Origin of the sequence: Pantoea sp. F_5 (assembly GCF_008631595.1) — a bacterium.
In the GTDB taxonomy this organism is placed as follows: domain Bacteria; phylum Pseudomonadota; class Gammaproteobacteria; order Enterobacterales; family Enterobacteriaceae; genus Pantoea; species Pantoea gossypiicola.
On the sequence record NZ_VWUO01000010.1, the window covers coordinates 14,861 to 37,696 of the forward strand.

Annotated in this window: 17 protein-coding genes; 12 read left to right on the top strand and 5 right to left on the bottom strand. The window is 56.5% G+C overall.

Annotated features, from left to right (window positions below; genetic code table 11):
- The first annotated feature begins 304 nt into the window (after positions 1-304).
- The 5 genes from F3I44_RS14345 (at position 305) to F3I44_RS14365 (ending at position 5,615) form a co-directional block, all read left to right on the top strand.
- A complete protein-coding gene (locus F3I44_RS14345) occupies positions 305-1,216 on the top strand; it encodes a DMT family transporter (RefSeq protein ID WP_150011451.1) in 912 nt (303 codons plus the stop codon).
- Between the two features lie 145 nt (positions 1,217-1,361).
- Positions 1,362-2,591: an MFS transporter gene (locus F3I44_RS14350; protein WP_150011453.1), complete on the top strand. Its 1,230-nt coding sequence runs from the start codon at positions 1,362-1,364 to the stop codon at positions 2,589-2,591.
- A 26-nt stretch (positions 2,592-2,617) separates the two neighbouring features.
- A complete protein-coding gene (locus tag F3I44_RS14355; protein ID WP_150011455.1) occupies positions 2,618-3,679 on the top strand; it encodes a sugar phosphate isomerase/epimerase in 1,062 nt (353 codons plus the stop codon).
- A 67-nt stretch (positions 3,680-3,746) separates the two neighbouring features.
- Positions 3,747-4,727, top strand: a complete 981-nt coding sequence (locus F3I44_RS14360; protein WP_150011457.1) for a LacI family DNA-binding transcriptional regulator — start codon at positions 3,747-3,749, stop codon at positions 4,725-4,727.
- A gap of 162 nt (positions 4,728-4,889) precedes the next feature.
- Complete coding sequence (locus tag F3I44_RS14365) at positions 4,890-5,615, top strand: pirin family protein (RefSeq protein ID WP_150011459.1); 726 nt, start codon at positions 4,890-4,892, stop codon at positions 5,613-5,615.
- 40 nt (positions 5,616-5,655) lie between these two features.
- Here F3I44_RS14365 and F3I44_RS14370 read toward each other — a convergent pair whose 3' ends face one another.
- Genes F3I44_RS14370 through F3I44_RS14385 form a run of 4 tightly spaced genes read right to left on the bottom strand, consistent with a single transcriptional unit; the run spans position 5,656 to position 10,442 of the window.
- Positions 5,656-6,477 (bottom strand): alpha/beta fold hydrolase, encoded by an 822-nt coding sequence (locus F3I44_RS14370; RefSeq protein WP_150019457.1) that lies wholly within the window; start codon positions 6,475-6,477, stop codon positions 5,656-5,658.
- Positions 6,478-6,527: 50 nt separating this feature from the next.
- Positions 6,528-8,153: an MFS transporter gene (locus F3I44_RS14375; protein WP_150011463.1), complete on the bottom strand. Its 1,626-nt coding sequence runs from the start codon at positions 8,151-8,153 to the stop codon at positions 6,528-6,530.
- Positions 8,140-8,562, bottom strand: a complete 423-nt coding sequence (locus F3I44_RS14380; protein WP_150011465.1) for a DoxX family protein — start codon at positions 8,560-8,562, stop codon at positions 8,140-8,142. The genes F3I44_RS14375 and F3I44_RS14380 overlap by 14 nt, the downstream gene beginning before the upstream one ends.
- 2 nt (positions 8,563-8,564) lie before the next feature.
- Positions 8,565-10,442: an amidohydrolase gene (locus F3I44_RS14385; RefSeq protein ID WP_150011467.1), complete on the bottom strand. Its 1,878-nt coding sequence runs from the start codon at positions 10,440-10,442 to the stop codon at positions 8,565-8,567.
- 288 nt (positions 10,443-10,730) lie between these two features.
- On the opposite strand from F3I44_RS14385, the gene F3I44_RS14390 reads away from it, so the two are divergent.
- From F3I44_RS14390 to F3I44_RS14410, 5 genes are all read left to right on the top strand, one after another.
- Complete coding sequence (locus tag F3I44_RS14390) at positions 10,731-11,423, top strand: hydrolase (RefSeq protein WP_013196231.1); 693 nt, start codon at positions 10,731-10,733, stop codon at positions 11,421-11,423.
- A 62-nt stretch (positions 11,424-11,485) separates the two neighbouring features.
- On the top strand, positions 11,486-11,707 hold the full coding sequence (locus F3I44_RS14395; RefSeq protein WP_150011469.1) for a DUF1427 family protein: 222 nt from the start codon (positions 11,486-11,488) through the stop codon (positions 11,705-11,707).
- A 2-nt stretch (positions 11,708-11,709) separates the two neighbouring features.
- A complete protein-coding gene (locus F3I44_RS14400) occupies positions 11,710-11,964 on the top strand; it encodes a XapX domain-containing protein (RefSeq protein ID WP_150011471.1) in 255 nt (84 codons plus the stop codon).
- Between the two features lie 43 nt (positions 11,965-12,007).
- Entirely contained in the window at positions 12,008-12,391 is a 384-nt protein-coding gene (locus tag F3I44_RS14405; RefSeq protein WP_150011473.1) for a response regulator transcription factor, read from the top strand.
- The gene (locus F3I44_RS14410; protein ID WP_150011475.1) at positions 12,391-17,931 is read left to right on the top strand and encodes an AAA family ATPase; all 5,541 of its coding nucleotides are present in this window, start codon (positions 12,391-12,393) and stop codon (positions 17,929-17,931) included. Before F3I44_RS14405 ends, F3I44_RS14410 begins: the two co-directional genes overlap by 1 nt.
- Before the next feature lie 28 nt (positions 17,932-17,959).
- On the opposite strand, the gene F3I44_RS14415 is transcribed toward F3I44_RS14410, so the two are convergent.
- Positions 17,960-18,580, bottom strand: a complete 621-nt coding sequence (locus F3I44_RS14415; RefSeq protein ID WP_150011477.1) for a response regulator transcription factor — start codon at positions 18,578-18,580, stop codon at positions 17,960-17,962.
- A gap of 798 nt (positions 18,581-19,378) precedes the next feature.
- Here F3I44_RS14415 and fdhF point away from each other — a divergent pair.
- Positions 19,379-22,351 (top strand): formate dehydrogenase subunit alpha, encoded by a 2,973-nt coding sequence (gene fdhF / locus F3I44_RS14420; RefSeq protein ID WP_150011479.1) that lies wholly within the window; start codon positions 19,379-19,381, stop codon positions 22,349-22,351.
- Positions 22,351-22,836: a DUF1641 domain-containing protein gene (locus F3I44_RS14425; protein WP_150011481.1), complete on the top strand. Its 486-nt coding sequence runs from the start codon at positions 22,351-22,353 to the stop codon at positions 22,834-22,836. The genes fdhF and F3I44_RS14425 overlap by 1 nt, the downstream gene beginning before the upstream one ends.

A 22,836-nucleotide genomic window follows, 5' to 3' on the forward strand; every position in this document is an offset into this window, starting at 1 on the left:
TAAGTTAGTGTGGATTTATACATGAATTTTGTCCATCCGGGGTGGTTGCGTGAGATAGGGAGTTTTGCCGCTGGCCTGTGCACTGAACCTACATAAAATTTATGGGGCACCCATGGGGCAATAAGAATCACTGAAATTCGGCTAAGTTCGAAAATGTGTGCTGATAAGTGGTTGTCCATCCGTAAATAAACGGTGCTCCTGGACGATATTTATTGAATTTTAATTTCCTGAAATCACAATGCCAGTATGTTGTCTGAGTCTGCTGATTTTCCTGTTTATTTTCCCCACTGAGATCTTAAACCGAATGAACACGTCCGCTGGCATAGCGATGAAGATCACAGCTGCGTTGAGCTCCACGCTGATGCTGGCCTGTGTTAAAGGACTGGATGGCGCAATCCCGGTCGGCGAAGTGATATTTTTCCGCTCGCTGCTGGCACTGGTCCCGCTGCTCATCTGGCTGCGCGTTCAGGGCAGCGTGCTGGAGGGCATCCGCACCCGTAATATTCGCGGGCATTTTGTGCGCGGGCTGGCCGGAACTGGCGGTCTCTATTTCAGCTATCTGTCGCTGCTCTACATTTCCCTGACCGATGCCACCGCGATTAACTATGCCGCGCCGCTGTTTACCGTACTGCTGGCGGCGCTGTTGCTGCATGAAAAAGTGCGGCACCATCGCTGCGTGGCGGTCTTTACCGGTTTCAGCGGCATTCTGGTGATGTTCTCCGGGCATCTTTCGCTGACGCAGTCGGCGTCATTCTCGCTCTCCGCGTCGGCGGGCATTCTGCTGGCGCTGATGGCTGCTTTTTGTACCGCCTGCGCGCTGGTCCAGATTCGGTTTCTTAACGGCAAAGAGAAGCCGGGTGCCATTGCCTTCTGGTTTGCCGTCACCACAGCGTTAACGTCGCTCGTCACGCTACCGGGGGGCTGGAAAGTGCCGCACGGTAATCAGGTGGCGCTACTGATAGGCTGCGGGCTGTTGGGCGGAATCACGCAGATTCTGATGACCCTGAGCCTGCGTTACGCCGAAGCCTCCCTGCTGGCACCGTTCGATTACACCACGCTGATCTGGTCTGTCGCGGTGGGATATCTGTTACTGGGTAACCTGCCAACTACCACCACGGTCATCGGTGCGGTTCTGGTGGTGTGCGGCGGCCTCTATTCAGTGCTTTATGAGCGCTACCGTTTTCGTAAAGCGCGGGTAGCGGATATCACGACCTGAGCTGATGTCACATCAGAATGCTGAATAACGAAAGGATGATAACGTACTGTTACAAATTTGTGATCGCGGCGAAAGAATGTACGGTTGTAATCGATTACTTTTAAATCCGGCAGAAAGTAATCGATTACTTATTCGTGAGGTTCTCATGATTGCAACGGTGCAGGTGAGTGCAGGTCAGCGGATGCAGCACAGGCTGCTGGTGCCGCGCCTTTCTCTGATGATGTTTATGCAATTCTTTATCTGGGGCAGCTGGTCGGTAACGCTGGGGCTGGTGATGACCCGTCACAATATGCCGTTGCTGATTGGAGATGCGTTTTCAGCCGGGCCTATCGCGTCGATACTTTCGCCGTTTGTGCTCGGTATGCTTGTGGATCGCTTCTTTCCCTCGCAGAAAGTGATGGCCGTGATGAATCTGGCGGGCGCAGCAATTCTCTGGTTCGTACCGCAGGCACTGATTGCAGAGAATGGCGCGTTGCTGATCGCATTGTTATTTGGCTACACGCTCTGCTTTATGCCGACGCTGGCACTCTCGAATAACATTGCCTTTCACAGCCTTGCCAGCAGTGAGAAGAGTTTTCCTATTGTCAGGGTCTTCGGCACCATCGGCTGGATCGTCGCGGGCATCTTTATCGGCGTGACCGGCATTGCAGACAGCGTGGCGGTGTTCCAGCTGGCGGCACTCTGTTCGGTCCTGCTGGCCATTTATAGCCTGACGCTGCCCCACACACCGGCACCGGCTAAAGGTATGCCGTTAAAAGTCCGCGATCTCTTCTGCGCTGATGCCTTCGCCTTGCTGCGCCTGCGTCATTTCATGGTTTTTGCGCTGTGTGCCACCCTGATCTCCATTCCGCTTGGCACCTACTACGCCTTTACCGCCTCCTGGCTGGCCGATGCCGGTATCCGCGAAGTCAGCACGCTGATGTCGCTGGGCCAGATGTCTGAAATCGCCTTCATGCTGATCATCCCACTGCTGTTTCGTCGCCTGGGTGTGAAGTACATGCTGCTGATTGGAATGACGGCGTGGTTTGTCCGCTATGCCCTGTTTGCGCTGGGCATGAGTGATGAGACGCGCACGCTGATCTACCTCGGCATTCTGCTACATGGCATCTGCTATGACTTCTTCTTTGTGGTGGGCTTCATCTACACCGATCGGATTGCCGGTGAAAAGGTGAAAGGGCAGGCGCAGAGCATGGTGGTCATGTTCACCTACGGCATTGGTATGCTGCTGGGGTCGCAAATCTCCGGCGCGCTTTACAATCATCTGGTTGCAGGTCACGCCAGCGCGCAGAGCTGGGCGATGTTCTGGTGGATCCCCGCCATTGCCGCCGCGCTGATCGCGATTATCTTCTTCTTCTCGTTTAAATACCGTGATTAGGCGGTAGCGATTAACAGGAGCTACTGATGAAAACAGTTAAAGGCCCAGGCATTTTCCTGTCGCAGTTTATCACCTCGCAGCCGCCATTTAATTCGCTGGCGGGTCTGGCGGAGTGGGCCGCCGGGTTGGGATACCGGGCGCTGCAGATCCCCTGTCACCAGCCCGCTATTTTCGACCTTGAACAGGCAGCGGTCAGCCAGACCTATTGCGATGATGTCCGGGGCATGCTGGCCGGTTTTGGGCTGGAGATCAGCGAGCTGTCTACGCATCTTGAAGGGCAGCTGGTGGCGGTGAACCCGGCATACGACCGCGCATTTGATAATTTTGCGCCAGCAACACTGCGGGGCGATCCCGCCCGGCGCACCGGGTGGGCGATCGCGACCCTGAAGCGGGCGGCGGCGGCCTCGGAAAAACTCGGTCTGCGCGCACACGCGACTTTTTCCGGCTCGCTCGCCTGGCCCTGGTTCTATCCCTGGCCGCCGCACCATGAAGCGCTGTTCGACGAGGCATTTACCGAGCTTGCCCGGCGCTGGCTGCCGGTACTGGATGTGTTTGACCAGCACGGCGTTGACCTCTGCTATGAGATTCATCCCGGCGAAGACCTGCATGACGGTGTCACGTTTGAGCGTTTTCTGGCGGAGGTGAATCACCATCCGCGTTGCAATATTCTGTTTGACCCCAGCCATCTGCTGCTGCAACACATCGACTATCTGCAGTTCATCGACCTCTACCATCCGCGTATCAAAGCCTTTCACGTTAAGGATGCTGAATACCAGCTTAACGGACGCAGCGGCGTCTATGGCGGGTATCAGCCCTGGCTGGCACGTGCCGGACGCTTTCGCTCGCCGGGCGACGGGCAGATCGACTTCAGTCGTATCTTCAGCAAGCTGGCGCAGTATGATTATGACGGCTGGGCGGTACTGGAGTGGGAGTGCTGCCTGAAGGAGGGCGAAACCGGGGCGCGTGAAGGTGCAGCGTTTATCCGTCGCCATATTATTCCCGTGGCTGACCGCGCGTTTGATGATTTTGCTTTAGCAGAGAACGCCCCATCGATACGCCACCAGTTGGGTCTGGATCGCGATGTCTGAGGTGTGGTCTGAATTCAGCGGATGGGCGGTGGGTCAGCTTTACACGAATTAAACCAGAGGGATCTTTATGTCTGTTCAGAAAATCGCCCGGATGGCGGGTGTTTCAGTTGCCACAGTTTCCCGGGTGCTGAATAACAGCGACAGCGTAAAACCAGCTAATCGCCAGAAAGTCCTGGCAGCCATTGAAGAAAGTCATTATCAGCCTAATATGCTGGCACGCCAGCTTCGCACGGCGCGCAGCTCAATGATTCTGGTACTGGTTTCAGATATCTCCAACCCGTTCTGCGCCGAGGTAGTTAAAGGCATCGAGGCGCACGCCGAGAAAAATGGCTATCGCATCCTGCTGTGCAACTCGGGCGCAGAGATAGAACGTTCGCGATCCAGCCTGCAACTGCTCTCCGGCAAAATGGTGGATGGCATCATTACGATGGATGCCTTCAGCAAGCTGCCGGAGCTGAGCCAACTGATAGGCGCGGCCCCCTGGGTTCAGTGCGCCGAACACGATGACACCGGCCAGATCTCCTGCGTCGGTATTGATGATGACGTCGCTGCGCAGTCAGTGGTGCAGTACCTTGCGGCGCGGGGACGTCAGCGCATCGCGTTAATCAATCACGACCTCCGCTACCGATATGCCCGTCTGCGTCAGCAGGGCTACACCCGCCAGCTCAAAGAACAGCACCTGACCTGGCAGGCGATTGCCTGTGCCAGTGAGTTAAGCTTCAGCGCCGGAAAAGCGGCGATGGAGCAGTTGCTGGCGGACGAAACCGTTCCTGATGCGGTGTTTGCCGTGTCTGATACGCTTGCTGCTGGTGCCATGACGGCAATTCAGCAGGCGGGGTTACGGATACCTGACGATATCGCCGTAGTAGGGTTTGACGGCAGCGAACTGGGTGAAATGGTCTCGCCGCCACTGACCACTCTGGCGCAGCCCTCAAACGAGATAGGTCGTCGGGCCTGTGAACTGGTGTTGCAGAAAATTGCCCGGCCCGATGCCCCTTCACAATGCGTGATCATGCAGGGCGAGCTGGTGTTGCGGGGCAGCGGCTGAAAGCGTAACCCGCCAGCCTATCCCCATTAAACGACGCTTCTATTGTCCACTAAAAAGCGACAGTAATTGCCAATGCGCGCCATTGTGTGACTATCTGGTTTACTTATATCCTGTTTCCATCGAAGGGCATTCGCACTTCCCGAATCAACGAAGGGGCAGAATATGATTGAGCAAAGATTGTCAGAGCAACGCGGCGTGGGCGATCACGGCTGGCTGAATTCACGTCACACCTTCTCTTTTGCAAACTACTGGGACCCAAAACAGGCGGGCTTCTCCGATCTGCTGGTAATCAATGATGACCGTGTCGCTAAAGGGCGTGGTTTTGGCGCTCATCCGCACAGCAATATGGAGATCATCTCTTATGTGCTGGAAGGCGCGCTGGAGCACAAAGACTCAATGGGCACCGGATCGGTGATTGTTCCCGGCGATGTGCAGCTGATGAGTGCGGGCAGTGGGGTGACCCACAGTGAGTTCAACCACTCAGATACTGAGGGCGTGCATTTCCTGCAGATTTGGGTGGTGCCTGCTGAGAAGAACACGCCGCCAGGCTACCAGCAGATCTCTGTCAGCGAAGCGGATAAACGCGGTAATCTGCGACTGATTATCTCGCCAGAGGGTGAAAACGGCGCTTTACGGGTGCGTCAGGATATTCGCATCTATGCGGGACTGTTCCAGGGCGATGAGCAGCAGACGCTCACGCTGCCGGACGATCGCTACGCCTATATTCATGTGGCGCGGGGCAGTGTCCGGGTCAATGGCCTGCAGTTTCATGCCGGAGACGGCGCGCGGGTGCGTGATGAAAAAACGCTGTCGTTCAGTCACGGTGACGGAGCGGAAGTGCTGTTATTCGATCTGCGTCCGAATGAAGTGAATCATCCAACCCGTTAAAACAAAAACTGCGCGGCTTTCACCGCGCAGTTTTTTTTCATCACTGCGCGTTAAGAAACGCCAGCAGATCCTGATTCAGCTGATCCTGATGCGTCACCGCGAAACCATGCGGCGCATTGTCATAGACCTTGAGTTCAGCACCCTCAATCATCTCCGCCGCTACTTTACCGGTGGATTCAAACGGCACAATCTGGTCGTTGCTGCCATGAATCACCAGCGTTGGCACATTAACTTTCGCTACGTCGGCACGGAAATCGGTTTCCGCAAACGCGGTAACGCAGTCCACGGTACTTTTTAGCGAGGCCAGCAGCGCGATATTCAGCGTCTGCGTCATCACGCCATCTGAAACGGTCTGTCCGGCGTTGGTGCCGTAGAACGGCGTGGCAAACTCTTTGATAAACTGCGCGCGATCTTTGAGCAGGCCATCACGAATCCCCTCGAACACCGACATATCGACACCTTGCGGGTAGTCTGCCGTTTTGCCAAAGATAGGCGTAACGGCACCGAGCAGCACCAGCGCCGCGACGCGATCGGTGCCGTAACTGCCGATGTAGCGCGTAACGTCGCCGCCACCCATGGAGAAGCCCACCAGCGTCACGTTCTGCAGGTCAAGATGGGTGATCAGGTCATTAATATCCGAGGCGAAGGTATCGTAGTCGTTACCGGTCCAGGGCTGATCGGAACGACCAAAGCCACGACGGTCAAACGCAATCACCCGATAGCCGTTACCGGCCAGGAAATTCATCTGGCTGTCCCACATGTCGGCATCCAGCGGCCAGCCGTGGCTGAATAATACAGGCTTACCGGTTCCCCAGTCTTTGAAGTAAATCTGTGTGCCGTCGGTCGTTTTAAAGGTGCTCATAGTATTGCCCTCTGTATGACGTGATAGATAAGATGTTGGTAGTGCGCCAGTTATACTGGTGCCACCAGATAGCGAACCTCGGGTGAGTTCTCGCCTTGATGAAAAGCAAAAACCCGCCGCTCTATTTTTTTGTCGTTGATGGTGTAGCGCTCTTTCTGACGCAGATGTTCGACCCAGGAACCGACCACGAACGTTTCAACGAAAATGCTGGGCTGAAGAATATCTTCATACAGTGACCAGTTGATGGCGCCACCCCGGCGTCTGACCCGCCGCATATCCTGCATGCAGAGGGTAAACGCGTGTGCATCATCAATAGTAATCCGGTATTCGTAATTCACCATAACCGGCCCGCGTTCGTGACGAATATCCAGCGCAGGCGCATTGACGCCGTCACCAATCATATCGAGATTGAGATCGGGATCCTGATCGAGCCGCCAGCGCCAGACGGTACTGCTGGCCAGCACCATACCTAGTGCAGCGATACAGAGTGACAACGGAATGCTGAAGTGAGACGCGAGCTGTCCCCAGAGGGCGCTGCCTGCGGTCATCGAACCAAAGAACACCGTCAGATAAACCGCCAGCGCACGCGCTTTTACCCATTTCGCAGCGCTACGCTGTGCGCCGAGATTCAGCGTCGAGAGCACCGCGATCCAGGCAAAGCCGGTGAAGAACTCAAACGCATTCAGCAGCCAGAAGTGCCGCACAAAGGCCAGCGCCAGCATAGTCAGGGCAAAGATCAGACTGGCGAGCACCATCAGACGATCGGCACTCATGCGACGACGCAGATGCGGCAGCAGGACGGCACCGGTTATCGCGCCGACACCGATGCAGGCCAGCATAATGCCGTAGCCGCCAGGTCCGAGGCCGAGTTCACGACGCGCCACCAGTGGCAGCAACGCCCAGCCTGCGCTGCCAAATAGAAAGAACGCGAAGGTCCTCACCAGCACGTTACGCAACACCGGTGCCGCATGCACATAGCGCAGACCGGCACGCACCGCCGGGAAGAAGTGCTCCGGCGGGAGGCGCTGCACGCTCGGCTCCGCTTTCCAGCGCCAGAGCACCCAGGCAACGCCCAGCACGGACAACGCATTGAGCAGGAAAACCATCCAGGGTCCGGTGAATGAAAGGATCAGGCCGCCCAGCGCCGGACCGATGGCGCGACTGATATTAATGCCGAGCGAGTTAAGAGCAATGGCTGGACCAAGTTCCTGTTTAGTCACCAGATCCGGCACGATCGCCTGAAAGGGCGGCGAACTCATGGCGGCACCTGCGCTCAGCAAAAAGGCAGCGCCCAGCAGCACTTCAGGTGTCACATTGCCGGTCCAGGCCAGCACCGTCAGCCCGGCCGCGGCGATAAAGGTCCAGAGCTGGGAAAACAGCAGATATTTGCGGCGGTCAACGATATCCGCCATCACGCCTGAGGGCAGCGCGAACAGAAACATCGGCAGGCTGCTGGCCGCCTGCACCAGCGCCACGGCCAGCGGGTCGGCACTCAGCGTCAGCATGCTCCAGTTCACGCCCACGTCGTTCATCCAGGATCCGATATTGGAGACCACGGTGGCGATCCAGAGCATGCGGAACACCGGCTGGCGCAGCGGCTGTAGCGGTGAAACCTCACCTGAAGTTGTCTCAGGCGGTTCCTGATCGAGCTGGTGGATATCATTAACCTGCGCCATGTCGCACCTTATGATGTTTTGCCGCGCCGATTCGCCAGTCACCAGGCCCGGTCAGCGCCAGTGTGGTAAAGATAATCAGCAGCAGCCAGCCGAACTGGCCTTCAGCCAGAGACCAGCCAGGGTGAACCACCAGCATCGCCACCAGCAGCACCGCGATGACTGGCAGACAGGCAATCCGGGTTCCCCAGCCGATGATAATAAAAATCGGGCAGATGACTTCCGCGGCGATTGCCGGCAGCAGGCTCATCATCGGTCCCAGCCCGAACGGATCTTCGATACGCGTCAGTTCTTCGCTGAAATGCAGCATTTTCGGCAGCCCATGCACCTGCAACAGCAGCAGGCTGCCGGTCAGGCGCAGGAAGAACAGCCCCGCATTGATACGGGGCGACAGAGCCATAGCGTTATTCATGATTAAAACGCAAAGCAGCTGCAGCCGAGCGCGCCCCAGAAGGCGTTATCTTCGGCGACTGGCACACTGGAACGCCGGGCGATCTCATGCGAGTGCTGATGAACCCCGCACGGACCGCTGCAGTGGTGGACGGCGGGCATCAGGCCTGCACGATTCTGCGCAACCGGCGGGGCGCTACGATAGTGACCCGGCACGTTGACCACTGGCGACCACTCAGGCAGGACCGGAATCGCGGGCGGTGCATCCGCGCTGAACGAACCGGCGGCATAGACAATATTGCCATCCACCACGGTCAGCACTGACTCAATGTCTTTGATTTCTTCTTCCGGCACGCTGAAGAAGTCCTTGCTCAGCACGGCAAGATCTGCCAGTTGCCCGATTTTGATCTGGCCTTTTTTACCCTGTTCACTGGAGAACCAGGCGCTGCCCTGGGTCCAGAGCATCAGCGCCGTTTCACGGTCAAGGCGGGCACTGACGTCATACATCTGCATGCCGCCCACGGTGCGGCCGGAAACCAGCCAGTAGAGCGCAGTCCAGGGGTTGTAGCTGGCGACGCGGGTTGCATCGGTGCCAAGTCCGACCGGAACGCCGGTCTCCAGCATTTTCTGTACCGGCGGGGTGTGGCGGGTCGCTTCAATGCCGTAGCGCTCAGCAAAGTATTCACCCTGGAACGCCATGCGATGCTGCACCGCAATACCACCGCCCAGCTCTTTAATACGATCGATATTGCGCTGGGTGATCGTTTCCGCGTGGTCAAAGAACCAGTGCAGACCATTGAACGGAATATCGCGGTTGACCTTCTCGAACACATCCAGCATCCGGCTGATCGACTCGTCATAGGTCGCATGCAGACGGAATGGCCAGCGATGCTCCACCAGATGACGCACCACGCGCTCCAGTTCATCTTCCATACCGGGTGCCAGGTCAGGACGCGGCTCCAGGAAATCTTCGAAGTCAGCAGCTGAGAAGACCAGCATTTCGCCTGCGCCGTTGTGACGGAAATAGTCGCTGCCCTGACCCGGCGTCAGCATGTCCGTCCACTTCTCAAAATCTTCCAGTTCATGCCCCGGACGCTGCGTGAAGAGGTTATAGGCGATACGCAGCGTCATCTGCTTTTTCTGATGCAGCTCAGCGATCACTTCGTAATCTTCGGGATAGTTCTGGAAGCCGCCGCCGGCATCAATCGCGCTGGTCAGGCCCAGACGGTTCAGCTCGCGCATAAACTGACGAGTGGAGTTGATCTGCTGTTCCAGCGGCAGCTTCGGGCCTTTCGCCAGGGTGGCGTAGAGGATCATCGCATTGGGACGGGCGATCAACAGACCGGTGGGATTACCGTTACTGTCGCGCTGGATTTCACCACCCGGCGGGTTCGGCGTCTCTCTGGTGTAGCCAACCACTTTCAGTGCGGCGCGGTTGAGCAGGGCGCGGTCATAAAGGTGCAGCAGGAAAACCGGTGTGTCAGGGGCCGCTTCGTTGATCTCATCCAGCGTCGGCATCCGGCGCTCGGCAAACTGGAACTCGGTCCAGCCGCCGACGACACGTACCCACTGCGGTGACGGGGTACGCAGCGCCTGTGCTTTCAGCATCCGCAGCGCATCGGCCACAGACGGTACACCTTCCCAGCGCAGCTCAAGGTTATAGTTCAGCCCGCCGCGGATCAGATGGAGGTGTGAATCGTTCAGGCCTGGCACAGCGGTGTGGCCTTTGAGATCGATCACTTTGGTGCCGTCACAGTGATACTCCATCGCCTCTGCCAGCGTACCTACCGCAACAAATTTGCCATCACGAATTGCCACGGCTTCTGCGACCGGATTGCTGCGGTCAACAGTATGAAATTTGCCATGGGTCAGTATCAGTTCAGCTTTACCCAGCGTAACCATAGATCCTCCTCAACGGGGTTGTCCGACTCAGCGCGGGACAGGAAGTGCCGCAATAAGCAGGGCACGAATAAGCCGGATTATGGTGAGCGGGCTGAGGGGCCGTCTAGTTATACAGAGGGATACCTATACCTTCGTATAGTTATACGCAGAGATAATAGTTTGCCGTGGCACGTCGCCCTACACTGCGACCAGACAAGGCAGCAGCAGGAAAATAAACCTGTCCTGCCCGTCTTTTTGCTCCGCGCCAGTTGGCGGAAATTCCGTTACTTAACCTCTATGGGTGAACGCATGTCCAACGCTAAGCTTGAAGTCCTCACGCCTCATAACAGCCAGATTATCTTCATCGACCAGCAGCCGCAGATGGCCTTTGGCGTGCAGTCGATTGACCGCCAGGTGCTGAAAAACAACACCGTTGCGCTGGCGAAGGCGGCAAAAGTCTTCAACATCCCGACCATCATCACCACGGTAGAAACCGAAAGCTTCTCGGGTCACACCTATCCGGAACTGCTGGATGTCTTTCCTGGACAGGACATTCTGGAGCGCAGCTCAATGAACTCCTGGGATGACCAGAAAGTGCGTGATGCGCTGGCGGCAAACGGCAGGAAAAAAGTGGTGGTGTCCGGCCTCTGGACGGAAGTGTGTAACAACAGCTTTGCGCTCTGCGCGATGCTGGAAGGCGACTACGAAATCTATATGGTGGCCGATGCGTCAGGCGGCACGACCAAAGAAGCGCACGACTACGCAATGCAGCGCATGATTCAGGCGGGTGTCGTGCCGGTGACCTGGCAACAGGTGATGCTGGAGTGGCAGCGTGACTGGGCCAATCGTGATACTTACGATGCGGTGATGAATATTGCTAAAGAGCATTCAGGAGCCTATGGCATTGGTGTGGATTACGCTTACACCATGGTGCATAAAGCGCCATCACGTCAGAAAAGCGAACACCGTACTCTGGCACCGGTTCACGCGCCGGTACGCTAAGCGTCACTCTGCTGGTCGGCACGCGCTGCCGGTCAGCAGACAGGCATCACAGGAGCCCGGTCATGAATCCTTTACTTCTTTCCCTGTCGGCAGGGGTGTTGATTGGTCTGTTTTATGGCCTGCTTAACGTCCGTTCACCCGCTCCGCCCGCGATTGCGCTGGTGGGCCTGTTGGGAATGTTACTGGGCGGGGCGCTGATGCAGGCGGTTATTCCAGCAGCGCATGCGACCCTCCCTCAGCCGCTCAGCGCTCAGCCTGAAATAAACCTGTTGCGGACAAGCTGAACATGTTGAAATCGTACATCATTTCTCTCGCGGTGGGCCTGCTTGCCGGGGTAATCTATGCGCTGATTAACGTTAACTCTCCGGCACCGCCGATTATTGCTCTGCTGGGGCTATTCGGCATGCTGGTGGGGGAACAGATCATTCCTCTGACTAAGCGTCTGCTTCGCCGTCAGCCGGTGACGCTGAAGTGGTTTCGCCATGAGTGTGTGCCAAAAATCAGTGGGACACCGCCACCCGATGGCGATAACACCCCTTAAGCCCTCGTGTACCGCACAGTGAGGCGTTCCGGAGAATAACTGCATGGCGCTGTCACAGCGTATTATCATTGTTGATGATGAACACGCGGTCCGCAGTGGACTGAGCAATCTGTTGCACTCAGACGGTTACCCGACGCGTTTATATGAGTCCGGTGAGGCGCTCCTGAGCGATGACGATGCCCTTTCCGAGGCGGGCATGCTGATTATTGATGTCGGACTCAAGGGCATGTCCGGCTTTGAGCTTTTTGTCCTCCTGAAACAGCAGACAGCGCTGCCCCCGGTCATCTTTATCTCAGCCGATCCGGAAGAAACAACACTGTGGTATGCCATCGCCCTGGGTGCGGTCACGTTTTTGCGAAAGCCCATTGATGTTGATACGCTGCTGACACTGATCCGTTGTGAGTTATCCAGGGGAGAAGCCCGCTGATGAGCATGCTTTCGGTTAATGTCCAGGAAAGTGACGACGCAGGGATCGCGATTGACCATTTCGATACGCTGACGCCGCTGGCGCAGGATGGCTGCCTGCTCTGGATACTGGCGCGCTGCCACTCAGGTGAATCTCTGATTATCGCCACCGGTCAAAGTGACGATGTCACTTTTCAGGCGACGCAGCGGCTCAAAAATGAGCGTGCCCTGGCAGGCTATCTTTCACCGCGCTGGGCAATCACCGCCACCGGCACCACCCGATATCACAATCGTTACGCCCTGATTTACCCTTCGTTTCCGTTTCGTACTCTGGCTCACAATCTCGCCACGCCACCTGAACACATCGCCGACTACCTGCAGGTGGCGTTGCAGCTCTGCCACACGCTCGGTCAGGCGCATCATCAGGGCATCGTGCATGGGGATATCAAGCCGGGTCACTTTTTTGTCACTGACGATGGGTGCTTCCGCCTGGGTGGGTTTGGACTGGCCTCGCTGGCAGCACAATCGGCGGACAAAACCTGTCTGCGCGCCTCAGGCGGTACACTGGCCTATATGTCTCCTGAGCATACCGGCCGCACGCCGCATCCGGTCAGCAGCCTCAGCGATCTCTACAGCCTGGGTGTGGTGCTGTACGAGTACCTGACCGGCAGACTGCCGTTTGGATCACTCGACGCGGGTGAAGCTGAGTGGATTCATCATCACATTGCGACCGCACCCCGGCCCGCCGATGAGGTCAGAGAGGATGTGCCGCCAATGCTCTCGGTGATTCTGCTGCGCCTGCTGGCAAAGTCGCCCGCAGAGGGATATCAGACCGTGCAGGGACTGATGGCCGATCTGCGGCGTTGTCAGGCAACCCTCACAGCGGAAAACACCATTGCGCCATTCACGCCTGGTCTGCAGGAGCGGTTCAGCAGCAGTTTCCGGCCCGAAACGCTGTTCACGCAGCATCCGCAGGCGCGTCTGTTACTGACCACACTGGAGGCCGTTAACCGCAGCGGTACGCAGAGCCTGATGATGCTGAGCGGTGCGCCCGGCTCGGGGAAATCTGCCATTCTCGCCTCCGCACTGAAAAACCTGCAGCACCGACAGATTCTGCTGGCCGCCAGCAAGGCCGATCAGCATTCGCCAGCCGCCCCTTATGCCGCAATCGCTTCCGCGTTTCGCACGGTCACGCTCTATCTGCTGGGTTTGTCCGCCCCGGAAGTCAGCAAATGGCGGGGGCGACTGCTGCGGTTACTGGGCGGTTATACCGATTTAGCCATTGAACTGGTGCCCGAATTAAAACAGCTGCTGAATATCCGGGCACTGCCGCCCGTGGTGCGCCATGCCCCGGACGCCCGCGAGCAGTTTAACCAGATGGCGTGTGCGCTGATTGAGGCTTTTGCCACGCCGGGTCGCCCGCTGGTGATGCTGATTGATGATGTTCACTGGGCAGATAATGCCACGCTGCAACTGCTGGAAACGCTGATTAGTCGTAGTGAACATCTGCCTTTTATGCTGGTGCTCGCTTTCCGGGAGGGCGAATCGATGCCCTGTCCGATGATTGCCGGTTTTCTGCTGCGGATCAGAGAATCTTCGGCGCGGGTCGTGGCGTTGACGCCACAGCCGCTCAGCGTGAAAAGGGTCGGTCGCTGGCTGGCGGGGAGGCTGCATACCCGTCCCGGCGGCCATCGCGAACTGGCCCAGATTATTTTCGACAAAACCGGCGGTAATCCGCTCTCTGTGCAGGAGTTCTTTCGTCAGGCGGTGGAAGATGGGGTCATTTACTTTCGTCAGAACGCGCTGAAATGGCATTACGACAGCCAGGCACTGATTGCGCGTCAGTACACCGACAACGTGGCAACGCTGGTGCTGAATCAGCTGGTACGGATGCCGGAGATAACGCGGCAGCTACTGGGCGATCTGGCCTGCCTGGGTGCCAGTGGCGAACTGTCGCTGATAAGTCATATCAGTGGAACGTCTGTTACACGGCTTCAGCAGCAGCTTGAACCGGCAGTCAGCAGTCGATTTATCACCCTGACGGGCGGCAACTACGCTTTTACCCACGATCGGGTTCACAACGCGGCATTTTTACTGCCAGACCGCCGGCAGCAACAGCATCTTCACCAGCAGGCGGCGGCCTGGCTGTCAGACGCGGTGATGACGGTGGATAACAGTGAAACACTGTTCCGCGCGGTTTATCACATTGGCATGATTGCTGAACTGCCGCTGAGTGTCGCAGAGCGGGAACATTATTATCCGCTCTGTCTGCGCGCTGCACAGGCAGCAAAGCGTGCGGGAGACTATCTCTCGGCGCTGCGCTATCTGCGCACCGCCCAGCGGCTTAGCCAGCGGATGGTGACCGGCAATGACTTTATGCTGGCTCTTGATGAAGCAGAGTGCGAGTTTCTGCACGGTAATCTCAGCAACGCACAATCGCTCTGTACCCGACTGCTGCGTGAGCCGGGAACGCTCAGTGAAAAATCGAGGGCTGCCTGTCTCTCAGCTGAAATTCATATGCGCCAGTCTGACAATCATCTGGCGCTGGAAACCGCACTCGCCTGGCTGGCGGTATTTGGTGAGCATTTCAACCGTAATCCGGATGAGGCGGAGATCGACGCCGCCTGGCTGTCGCTCAGAACGCGGATTGGCGACTCCCCGCAGGCCGCTTTTTCACGACTGCCGCTGAACAACAATGCCGAAACGGAGTCGGTGCTGAACCTGATGGCCAGCACGATTTTTGTTTCCGCCTATGATTGCCCGCAGCTGCATCTGATGCTGGTCTGCCGGATGCTGGAGATGACGCTGGACCAGGGCATGACAGGGGCTTCTGCGTTTGGCCTTGCCTGGTTCAGCGTGCTGACTGGCGACCGCTATCAGGCCTGGCAGTTTAGCTATGCCTGTGGCCGGGTGGCGCGTGAGCTGGTGGAAAAGCATAACTTTATCCGCTATAAAGCACGCACGCTGCTGCCACTCGATCAGGTCGGGATCTGGACACAGCCGCTGGATGTCGCCGTGGAGTGTGCCCGTGAAAGTTTTCGCGTGGCTGTGATGCATGGCGACCGCTCTTTTGCCTGCCTCTCGCTGCGTCATCAGATCATGAACACGCTGACACGCGGCGACCATCTTGAGTCGGTGCTGACCTCCATTGAGCGTGGACTCGCGTTTACCCGCAAATCATATTATCCCGATGTCGAGAACGTTCTGGTTATGCAGAAGCAACTGGTGATGCAACTGCGTAACAGTAACGGATTCAGGGCAGAGGATCGCATCACCTCTTTGCCGCTGATTGCGGGCAGTGAGCCGGGGCCGATATCTGGCCCTAAAGCGATGGTGCGGTTCTGGGCCGGTCTGTATCGGGGAATGGCCTATTTTTTTGCGGCTGAATACCGGGCGGCGTTGCGCTGTTTTGAGGAGGTTCGTCCGCTGATTAGCGCAGTGCCCGCTTATATCTATCTGATGGATTTTCATTTTTACCGCGCATTGTCACTGAGTCACCAGCCTGAAGCGGCTGACAGCAACGCCCTGCGCGGCCATCTCGACAAGTTTGCTGACTGGGCTGACCTCAACCCCGGTCTGTTTGCAGACAAATATGCTCTGCTCAGGGCCGAGTGTGCGCGTCTTGATGGCAACACGGGCGAAGCTTTGCAGCAGTATGAACTGGCTATTCGTCTCTCCAGACAGGCGGGCTATCTGCACATTCATGCGCTGGCGAATCAGCTGGCAGGCCGCTGCTGTAAGGCTTTGCAGCTTGATACCGCGGCAGATGCCTGGATTAAAGCGGCAATGGCAAGCTGGGAAAACTGGGGTGCGCAGGCGATGGTGCGCCAGCTGGAGCAGCGCTATCCGCATCTGTCCGCGCCACTGCAAAACAGCGCACTGGCGACGATTCCGTTTACCCAGGATGCCGCATTCTATGACATGGAGAGCGTGCTGACTGCCGTGCGCGCCCTGACGGAGGAGATCAACCTTGATCGGTTGATACATACCCTGATGCGCATGCTGCTGGAGCGCGCCGGTGCTCAGCGCTGTCGGCTCATCCGGATTCTGGATGGCAATCTGCCGGAGACGCAGGCCTGGGCAGAGAGCAGGGCAGAGGGGGTGCGGGTGCAGATTGTCAAAGAGCGACCTCTCGCGACCGACCTGCCTTTATCCGTGCTGTCAGCGGTGATCCGAACCGGCCAGGAGATACGCACCGGCAAACCGGAGGCGTTCAGTCCCTTCAGCCAGGATCCCTATCTGGTGGCTTCGGGCGCAGCGGTGTTGTGTGTCCCGATGTTCAGACAGGCCAACCTGGTCGGGGTGCTCTACCTGGAGAACCGCCTGATGCCCGATGCGTTTACTGCTGAGCACTCCCACATCGTGAAAACCCTGAGTGCGCAGGCGGCTGTTTCGCTGGAAAACGCACGGCTCTACGCAGAGCTGCTGGAGGAGAACACGCATCGGCGGCGGGTTGAGAAGCAGTTGCGAGCCAGTAAAACCTCGCTGATGCTTGGCGAGAAGATCAGTCATACCGGCACCTGGCGCTGGGAAGTGACAGAGGACATGATGATGGTCTCTGAAGAATATGGCCGCATTCTTGGCCTGCCAGCGGAACAAAAAGGGCTGTCGATGGCTGACTTTCTCACCCGCGTTCATCCCGATGATCATGCGTGCATCAGTGAACTGGTCACGCTTAGCGTCAGCCAGGGGCGCAGTATGCAGGCTGAGTTCCGTGTGCTCAGGCCGGATGGAGAATGCCGCTATATTAAAGGCATCGGAGAACCGGTGGACAATTTCCCGGAGGTGAAAGAGTATTTCGGCACCATTTCGGATATCACCTTACAGCGCCAGGCAGAAGATAGCGCGCGTTTGGCGCAGGCAGACCTGGCTCGGGTCAGCCGCGCCACCACCGTCGGGCAGCTTACGGCTTCCATCGCCCATGAGATTAATCAGCCGCTGATGTCAATCGTGGCTAACGCGGGTGCCAGCCTGCGCTGGTTAAAGCGTGACCCCTTGATGCTGGAAAATGCCAGCAGCAGTCTGAACGAGATCATCAAAGAGGGTAAACGTGCCGGAGAGATTATTCGCGGTCTGCAGGCGCTGACCCGCAATCATGAACCACGTTTTGCCCAGGAAAATCTGCATCTGATTGCCCGTGATATTCTGGCGCTCTCCCGGATCGAGCTGGAACGGCGGGGCATATCCCTGGAACTGAAACTTAAGGCGGCCAGGGCAGATATTTTCTGCGACCGCGTTCAGATTCAGCAGGTGCTCCTTAATCTGGTCATCAATGCTATCGATGCTATGTCCGATGATCTACCGCGTGCTGCCGTGCTTCGCCTCACCTCAGAGAATCCCACGGATGATACGCTGCGATTTGAGGTGCTGGATAGCGGTTGCGGATTGCCTGATGGAGTGCGTAAACGAATCTTTGAGTCGTTCTACACCACCAAAAAAAGCGGCATGGGCATGGGATTAACCATCAGCAAAGGGATCATCAAAAAGCACTGCGGAGAGTTAGGCGCAGAGAACCGGCCGGAAGGCGGCAGCCGTTTCTGGTTTACGCTGCCACTGGAATAAGCGTGCGGGCCAGCTTTAGAAGCTGGCCTTAGCGACGGCGGGTATGATCTATATTGAGCCGCTCAGCCGCACGCACCAGATCGGTCAGAGAGCGCGCATTCATCTTCTCCATCACCCGCCGCTTGTGGACTTTAGCCGTAATTTCACTGACGCCCATTTCGGCGGCAATCTGCTTATTCAGCAGGCCACTAATCGCCAGCAGCATCACCTCGCTTTCACGCGGCGTAAGGGTCTGGTGTCGCTGGAATATTTCCCGCCGCTCCTCAGAGGAGGCCATATTCTCTTCAGCGATGCGCAACGCTTCCGCTACCGCCTGCAACATACGATCGGGATCTACCGGTTTAGTCAGAAACTCATAAGCGCCGGTTTTCATCGCCCGCACTGTGACCGGAATGGTGCCGAAGCCGGTTAAAAAGATAGTGGGGATCGTGTAACCGCGATCAAGCAACGCCTGTGCGACATCGAATCCATCTGCGCCGGGCAGATTAATATCGAGAATCAGGCAACAGGGGAGGGGAGGCATTACATGAGCCAGAAAATCATCAGCCGATGAAAAAGAGATAACCGTGTAATCGTCGGCGCTGAGCAGATTACGCAATGCTGAAGTCACAGCAGCGTCGTCGTCAACAATATATACGATGGGATTCATAGGGACCTCAATCCAGCCAGGGATTTACTGATAATTTAATTAAACATGATGTGTAAAGAGGCCCTGAACAGTGAGCATCCGGCAGGGTCAACAGGATGTTACCATAACAGTTATCATTATCATCTTATAATTAACAGCATGTTAAAAATCAGATAAATTACTGATAGATATGATTAAATCGTGAGCGTTATTCTGTGGGCTGAGCGTCGTCATTCCGATCTGATGGGTATTGGTCTGTAATCTGAGCGCCATATTTCTGCATTCAACAGAGCGTTTCCTTGCGGCCAGCTGAATAGTGATCGCCATACGCTGAAATAGTCCATAAAATTACTCACTGGATTAAATATTCCAGGCATTTTTAATGCTGTAATAAGTTCGTGCCAGCGCGTCATTCATCTCTGGAATAAGCGACACGGTAACCGACAATGAGTGGTTAACTTACTTCTGACTGAATAGCGCGACGATTCATACGATACACATCAAAAAAACACTCTGTAGTTACAACATACAAATAATAAGATTAGTTATCAAAGGTCAGGCAACAGAGTGATCATTGCCAGGCAGCATTCAGGTTCTCTATGTCATTACCATGAAAGTTTTTGTCATAAAAACCCCCGATTTCATCCGGTAAGAAGTCATTACATTTTAAAAAAGCCTTACCTGTCAGCGAGTAACCTCAATAAGCGTAGCGGTATTCATGGCGCGGCTGATAATCCTCACTAAGCTTGTGAAGCAACCCTTTAATTTCGGGAATATTTTTCCAGCCAGCGCTATTCGCCATGTCGTCATGAGGCTCATATGAGTGAAAATTACTGCACCATTCTTTTCAATGGTGAACGGTTAGAAGGATTAGCTGATCAACCGCTTATCGATTTTCTGGATACTCACGGGAAAAAACTGCCTCATGTCTGTTATCACCCGGCGTTAACGCCGCTGCAAAGCTGTGATGTCTGCTGGGTAGATGCGAATGGCGAGCGGGTTCGCGGTTGTACGCTTCGTACTGAAGAGGGTCTGTCGGTTCGGAGTGAGGGCAGTGTGCTGAAAGCCGCGCAGCAGGAGGGCATGGATAGGCTGCTTAATCGTCATGAGCTTTATTGCACCGTCTGCGAACATAACACCGGTGACTGTACGCTTCATAACGCCGTGGCGGATATGCACATTCCGATTCAGTACTATCCTCATCAGCCCAAGCCTTACGCGAAAGATCACTCCAATCCGTTTTACACCTACGACCCTGACCAGTGCATCTTGTGCGGTCGCTGTGTCGAGGCGTGCCAGAATGTCGAGGTCAACGAGACGCTCTCCATTGACTACACCCAGGCGCACCCACGCGTGTTGTGGGATGGCGGCACAGAAATCGCCGGTTCCAGCTGCGTCAGCTGTGGACACTGCGTTACGGTCTGCCCGTGCAATGCACTGCTGGAAAAAACCATGCAGCCCGATGCTGGCCCGTTTACCGCCATGGATGAAGGGCTGAAGCGCCCGCTTATCGACTTTGTGAAAACGCTGGAAAACAGTATCGGCATGGAGCCGATTACCGGCGTGTCAAAAATTGACGTGGCGCTGCGCCAGTCTGAGATCAAACGCACCAAAACAGTCTGCACCTACTGTGGTGTGGGCTGCAGCTTTGAGATCTGGACCCGCGATCGTCATATCCTGAAAGTACAGCCGGTTGCCGACGCGCCAGCCAATGGCATCTCCACCTGTGTTAAAGGCAAATTTGGCTGGGATTTCGTCAACAGCCCGGAACGCCTGACAACGCCGCTGATTCGCGAGAATGGCCGCTTCCGGCCTGCCAGCTGGGATGAGGCATTACAGCGGGTTGCTGATGGATTACGTGGCGTTGCCCAGAACTATGGCGGTGACGCAATAGGTTTTATCGGCTCCAGCAAGGCGAGTAATGAAGAAGCCTATCTGACCCAGAAAATCGCCCGCTTAATCTTCGGCACAAACAATGTCGATAACTCTTCACGCTATTGTCAGAACCCGGCCACAGAAGGGCTGTTCCGCACCGTGGGTTACGGCGGCGACGCCGGAACGATTGATGATCTGCAGCAGACCGATTTGATTGTGCTCGTCGGCAGCAACCTCTCCGAGAACCATCCGGTTATCGCTTCACACATCAAACAGAGTCATAAACATCGCGGTCAGAAACTGCTGGTTGTCGATCCGCGCCGTCACGAAATGGCGGAGCGGGCTGACTGCTATCTGCGCATCCGGCCTGGCACCGATATTGTCTGGGCCTCGGCGATGGCGAAATATATGTTCGATCACGGTTATGCCGATGACGCGTTTCTGTCACAGCGGGTTAATCAGGTTGAAGAGTACCGCGCCTCGCTCGGTGCTTTTACACTCGACTATGCCAGCGAGATCTGTGGCCTGAGCGAAGCTGAACTCACAGAGGCGGCGGAGATGATCGGCCAGGCGGGCAGCGCCTGTATCTTGTGGGCGATGGGGATTACCCAGCATAGCCACGGGGCCGACACCAGCACGGCGCTGTCGAACCTGCTGCTGGTCACGGGCAACTATGGCCGGCCTGGGACTGGCGGCTATCCGATGCGCGGGCACAATAACGTGCAGGGTGCCAGCGACTTCGGCTGCCTGAGCAACCTCTATCCCGGCTATGAAAAAGTCACAGACGCTGCGGTGCGGGAGAAATGGGCGCGCGCCTGGGGCGTCGCGCCTGAGGCACTCTCTGACCAGCCCGGCGCGGATAACTTCAGAATGGTACAGGAGGCGGGTGAAGGCAAAATCCGCGCGATGTACATCACCGGCGAAGAGACTGCGTTTGCCGATGCTGACTCAGATAACGTGCATGCTGCCTTCAGCAAACTGGAATTTATGGTGGTTCAGGACATTTTCATGTCGCGCACGGCTGAGTTTGCCGATGTGGTGTTACCCGGTGCGCCCAGCGTGGAGAAAGAAGGATCGTTTGTGAACACCGAGCGGCGCATTCAGCACTTTTCCCCCGCCATGAAGCCATTGGGCGACTGTCGTCCCGACTGGCAGATTTTCACCGAACTCGCCGCCCGTCTCGGTCACCCATGGCACTACCCGAACCCGGGCGCGATTATGGCGGAAGCGGCGAGTATTGCGGAGATTTTCGCAGGCGTAAGCTATGAGCAACTGGTCGGCTGGCAGTCGCAACTCTGGCCGGTCAGCGCCGCAGGTGAAAGCACGCCGCGTCTCTACACGGAACGGTTTAATTTCCCGGATGGTAAAGCGCGCCTTTATCCGCTGAGCTGGCAGCCGCCCGCCGAGCAGGAGGATGCAGAGTACAATCTGCTGCTGAATAACGGCAGGATGCTGGAGCATTTCCAGTCGATGAACCAGACCGGGCAGGGTGGCCGCATGATGTCACTGTCACCTAATGCCTTTGTTGAGATCTCACCTGAACTGGCTGCCTCGCGCGCACTGACTGAGGGAGAGTGGGTGCGCATTACCTCAAGGCGCGGCTCGATGGATGTCCCGGTTGTCATCACCGAGCGCGTGGCGGGTAACGTGCTGTTTATGCCAATTCATCATGGTAAGGATGGCGTCAACGCACTGACCGGCGAACATCACGACCCCGATGTCAACACACCGGCTTATAAAGAGCTTGCCGTGAACATGAAGCGGATCGAACGGCGGACGCAGCCCAATCCGTTGCCGCTGCATAACTTCCGCTACGGTAGTCGGACCCCGCTGGACCATCTGCCGATTGAACAAAAATGGCAGCAGGCAGGCTACCGTGAACCGCCTGAACACGTAGACAAACCGGAGAAATTTTAATGGCAGAACGGATGAAATATCAGGTCACGCCAACACGCACCGAGCCGACCGCCCGCGAGGAGATGGATGATCTGCTTGAAAATCTTCACCAGCATGGCTTTCTGCGGCTGGCGAACGATCTGGTTAAGTCAAACAGTGAGGTGGGGAAAATTCTGGTCTCGGGCCTTAATCAGCCCGGCACCCAGAACGCGTTGCAAAACCTTTCGCTGCTGATGATGACGCTGGGCAGCGTGCCGCCAGAGCGTTTTAATCATCTGCTGCTGGCGGTTCGTGATGCCGCAATGGCGGTTAAACCGGCGCGCGATGAGGCACGTCAGGAGAAAGCCGCGCCAGGCATTCGCGGCATTATCCGGTTGCTCAATGATGAAGATCTGTGGCGTGGACTGCGCCCGATCTTCGCCGCGCTTGAAGTCTTCTCACAACAGATTGACCGCGAAGAGCAGAAACCGATTACCCGTTTCAGTGGCAAAGCCAGCCGGGAATAG

What these genes read in the sequence shown, in the direction of transcription:
- F3I44_RS14345 (WP_150011451.1), top strand. Translation starts at nt 305, where the DNA reads ATGAACACGTCCGCTGGCATAGCGATGAAGATCACAGCTGCGTTGAGC.
- F3I44_RS14350 (WP_150011453.1), top strand. Translation starts at nt 1,362, where the DNA reads ATGATTGCAACGGTGCAGGTGAGTGCAGGTCAGCGGATGCAGCACAGG.
- F3I44_RS14355 (WP_150011455.1), top strand. Translation starts at nt 2,618, where the DNA reads ATGAAAACAGTTAAAGGCCCAGGCATTTTCCTGTCGCAGTTTATCACC.
- F3I44_RS14360 (WP_150011457.1), top strand. Translation starts at nt 3,747, where the DNA reads ATGTCTGTTCAGAAAATCGCCCGGATGGCGGGTGTTTCAGTTGCCACA.
- F3I44_RS14365 (WP_150011459.1), top strand. Translation starts at nt 4,890, where the DNA reads ATGATTGAGCAAAGATTGTCAGAGCAACGCGGCGTGGGCGATCACGGC.
- F3I44_RS14370 (WP_150019457.1), bottom strand. Translation starts at nt 6,477, where the DNA reads ATGAGCACCTTTAAAACGACCGACGGCACACAGATTTACTTCAAAGAC.
- F3I44_RS14375 (WP_150011463.1), bottom strand. Translation starts at nt 8,153, where the DNA reads ATGGCGCAGGTTAATGATATCCACCAGCTCGATCAGGAACCGCCTGAG.
- F3I44_RS14380 (WP_150011465.1), bottom strand. Translation starts at nt 8,562, where the DNA reads ATGAATAACGCTATGGCTCTGTCGCCCCGTATCAATGCGGGGCTGTTC.
- F3I44_RS14385 (WP_150011467.1), bottom strand. Translation starts at nt 10,442, where the DNA reads ATGGTTACGCTGGGTAAAGCTGAACTGATACTGACCCATGGCAAATTT.
- F3I44_RS14390 (WP_013196231.1), top strand. Translation starts at nt 10,731, where the DNA reads ATGTCCAACGCTAAGCTTGAAGTCCTCACGCCTCATAACAGCCAGATT.
- F3I44_RS14395 (WP_150011469.1), top strand. Translation starts at nt 11,486, where the DNA reads ATGAATCCTTTACTTCTTTCCCTGTCGGCAGGGGTGTTGATTGGTCTG.
- F3I44_RS14400 (WP_150011471.1), top strand. Translation starts at nt 11,710, where the DNA reads ATGTTGAAATCGTACATCATTTCTCTCGCGGTGGGCCTGCTTGCCGGG.
- F3I44_RS14405 (WP_150011473.1), top strand. Translation starts at nt 12,008, where the DNA reads ATGGCGCTGTCACAGCGTATTATCATTGTTGATGATGAACACGCGGTC.
- F3I44_RS14410 (WP_150011475.1), top strand. Translation starts at nt 12,391, where the DNA reads ATGAGCATGCTTTCGGTTAATGTCCAGGAAAGTGACGACGCAGGGATC.
- F3I44_RS14415 (WP_150011477.1), bottom strand. Translation starts at nt 18,580, where the DNA reads ATGAATCCCATCGTATATATTGTTGACGACGACGCTGCTGTGACTTCA.
- fdhF (WP_150011479.1), top strand. Translation starts at nt 19,379, where the DNA reads ATGAGTGAAAATTACTGCACCATTCTTTTCAATGGTGAACGGTTAGAA.
- F3I44_RS14425 (WP_150011481.1), top strand. Translation starts at nt 22,351, where the DNA reads ATGGCAGAACGGATGAAATATCAGGTCACGCCAACACGCACCGAGCCG.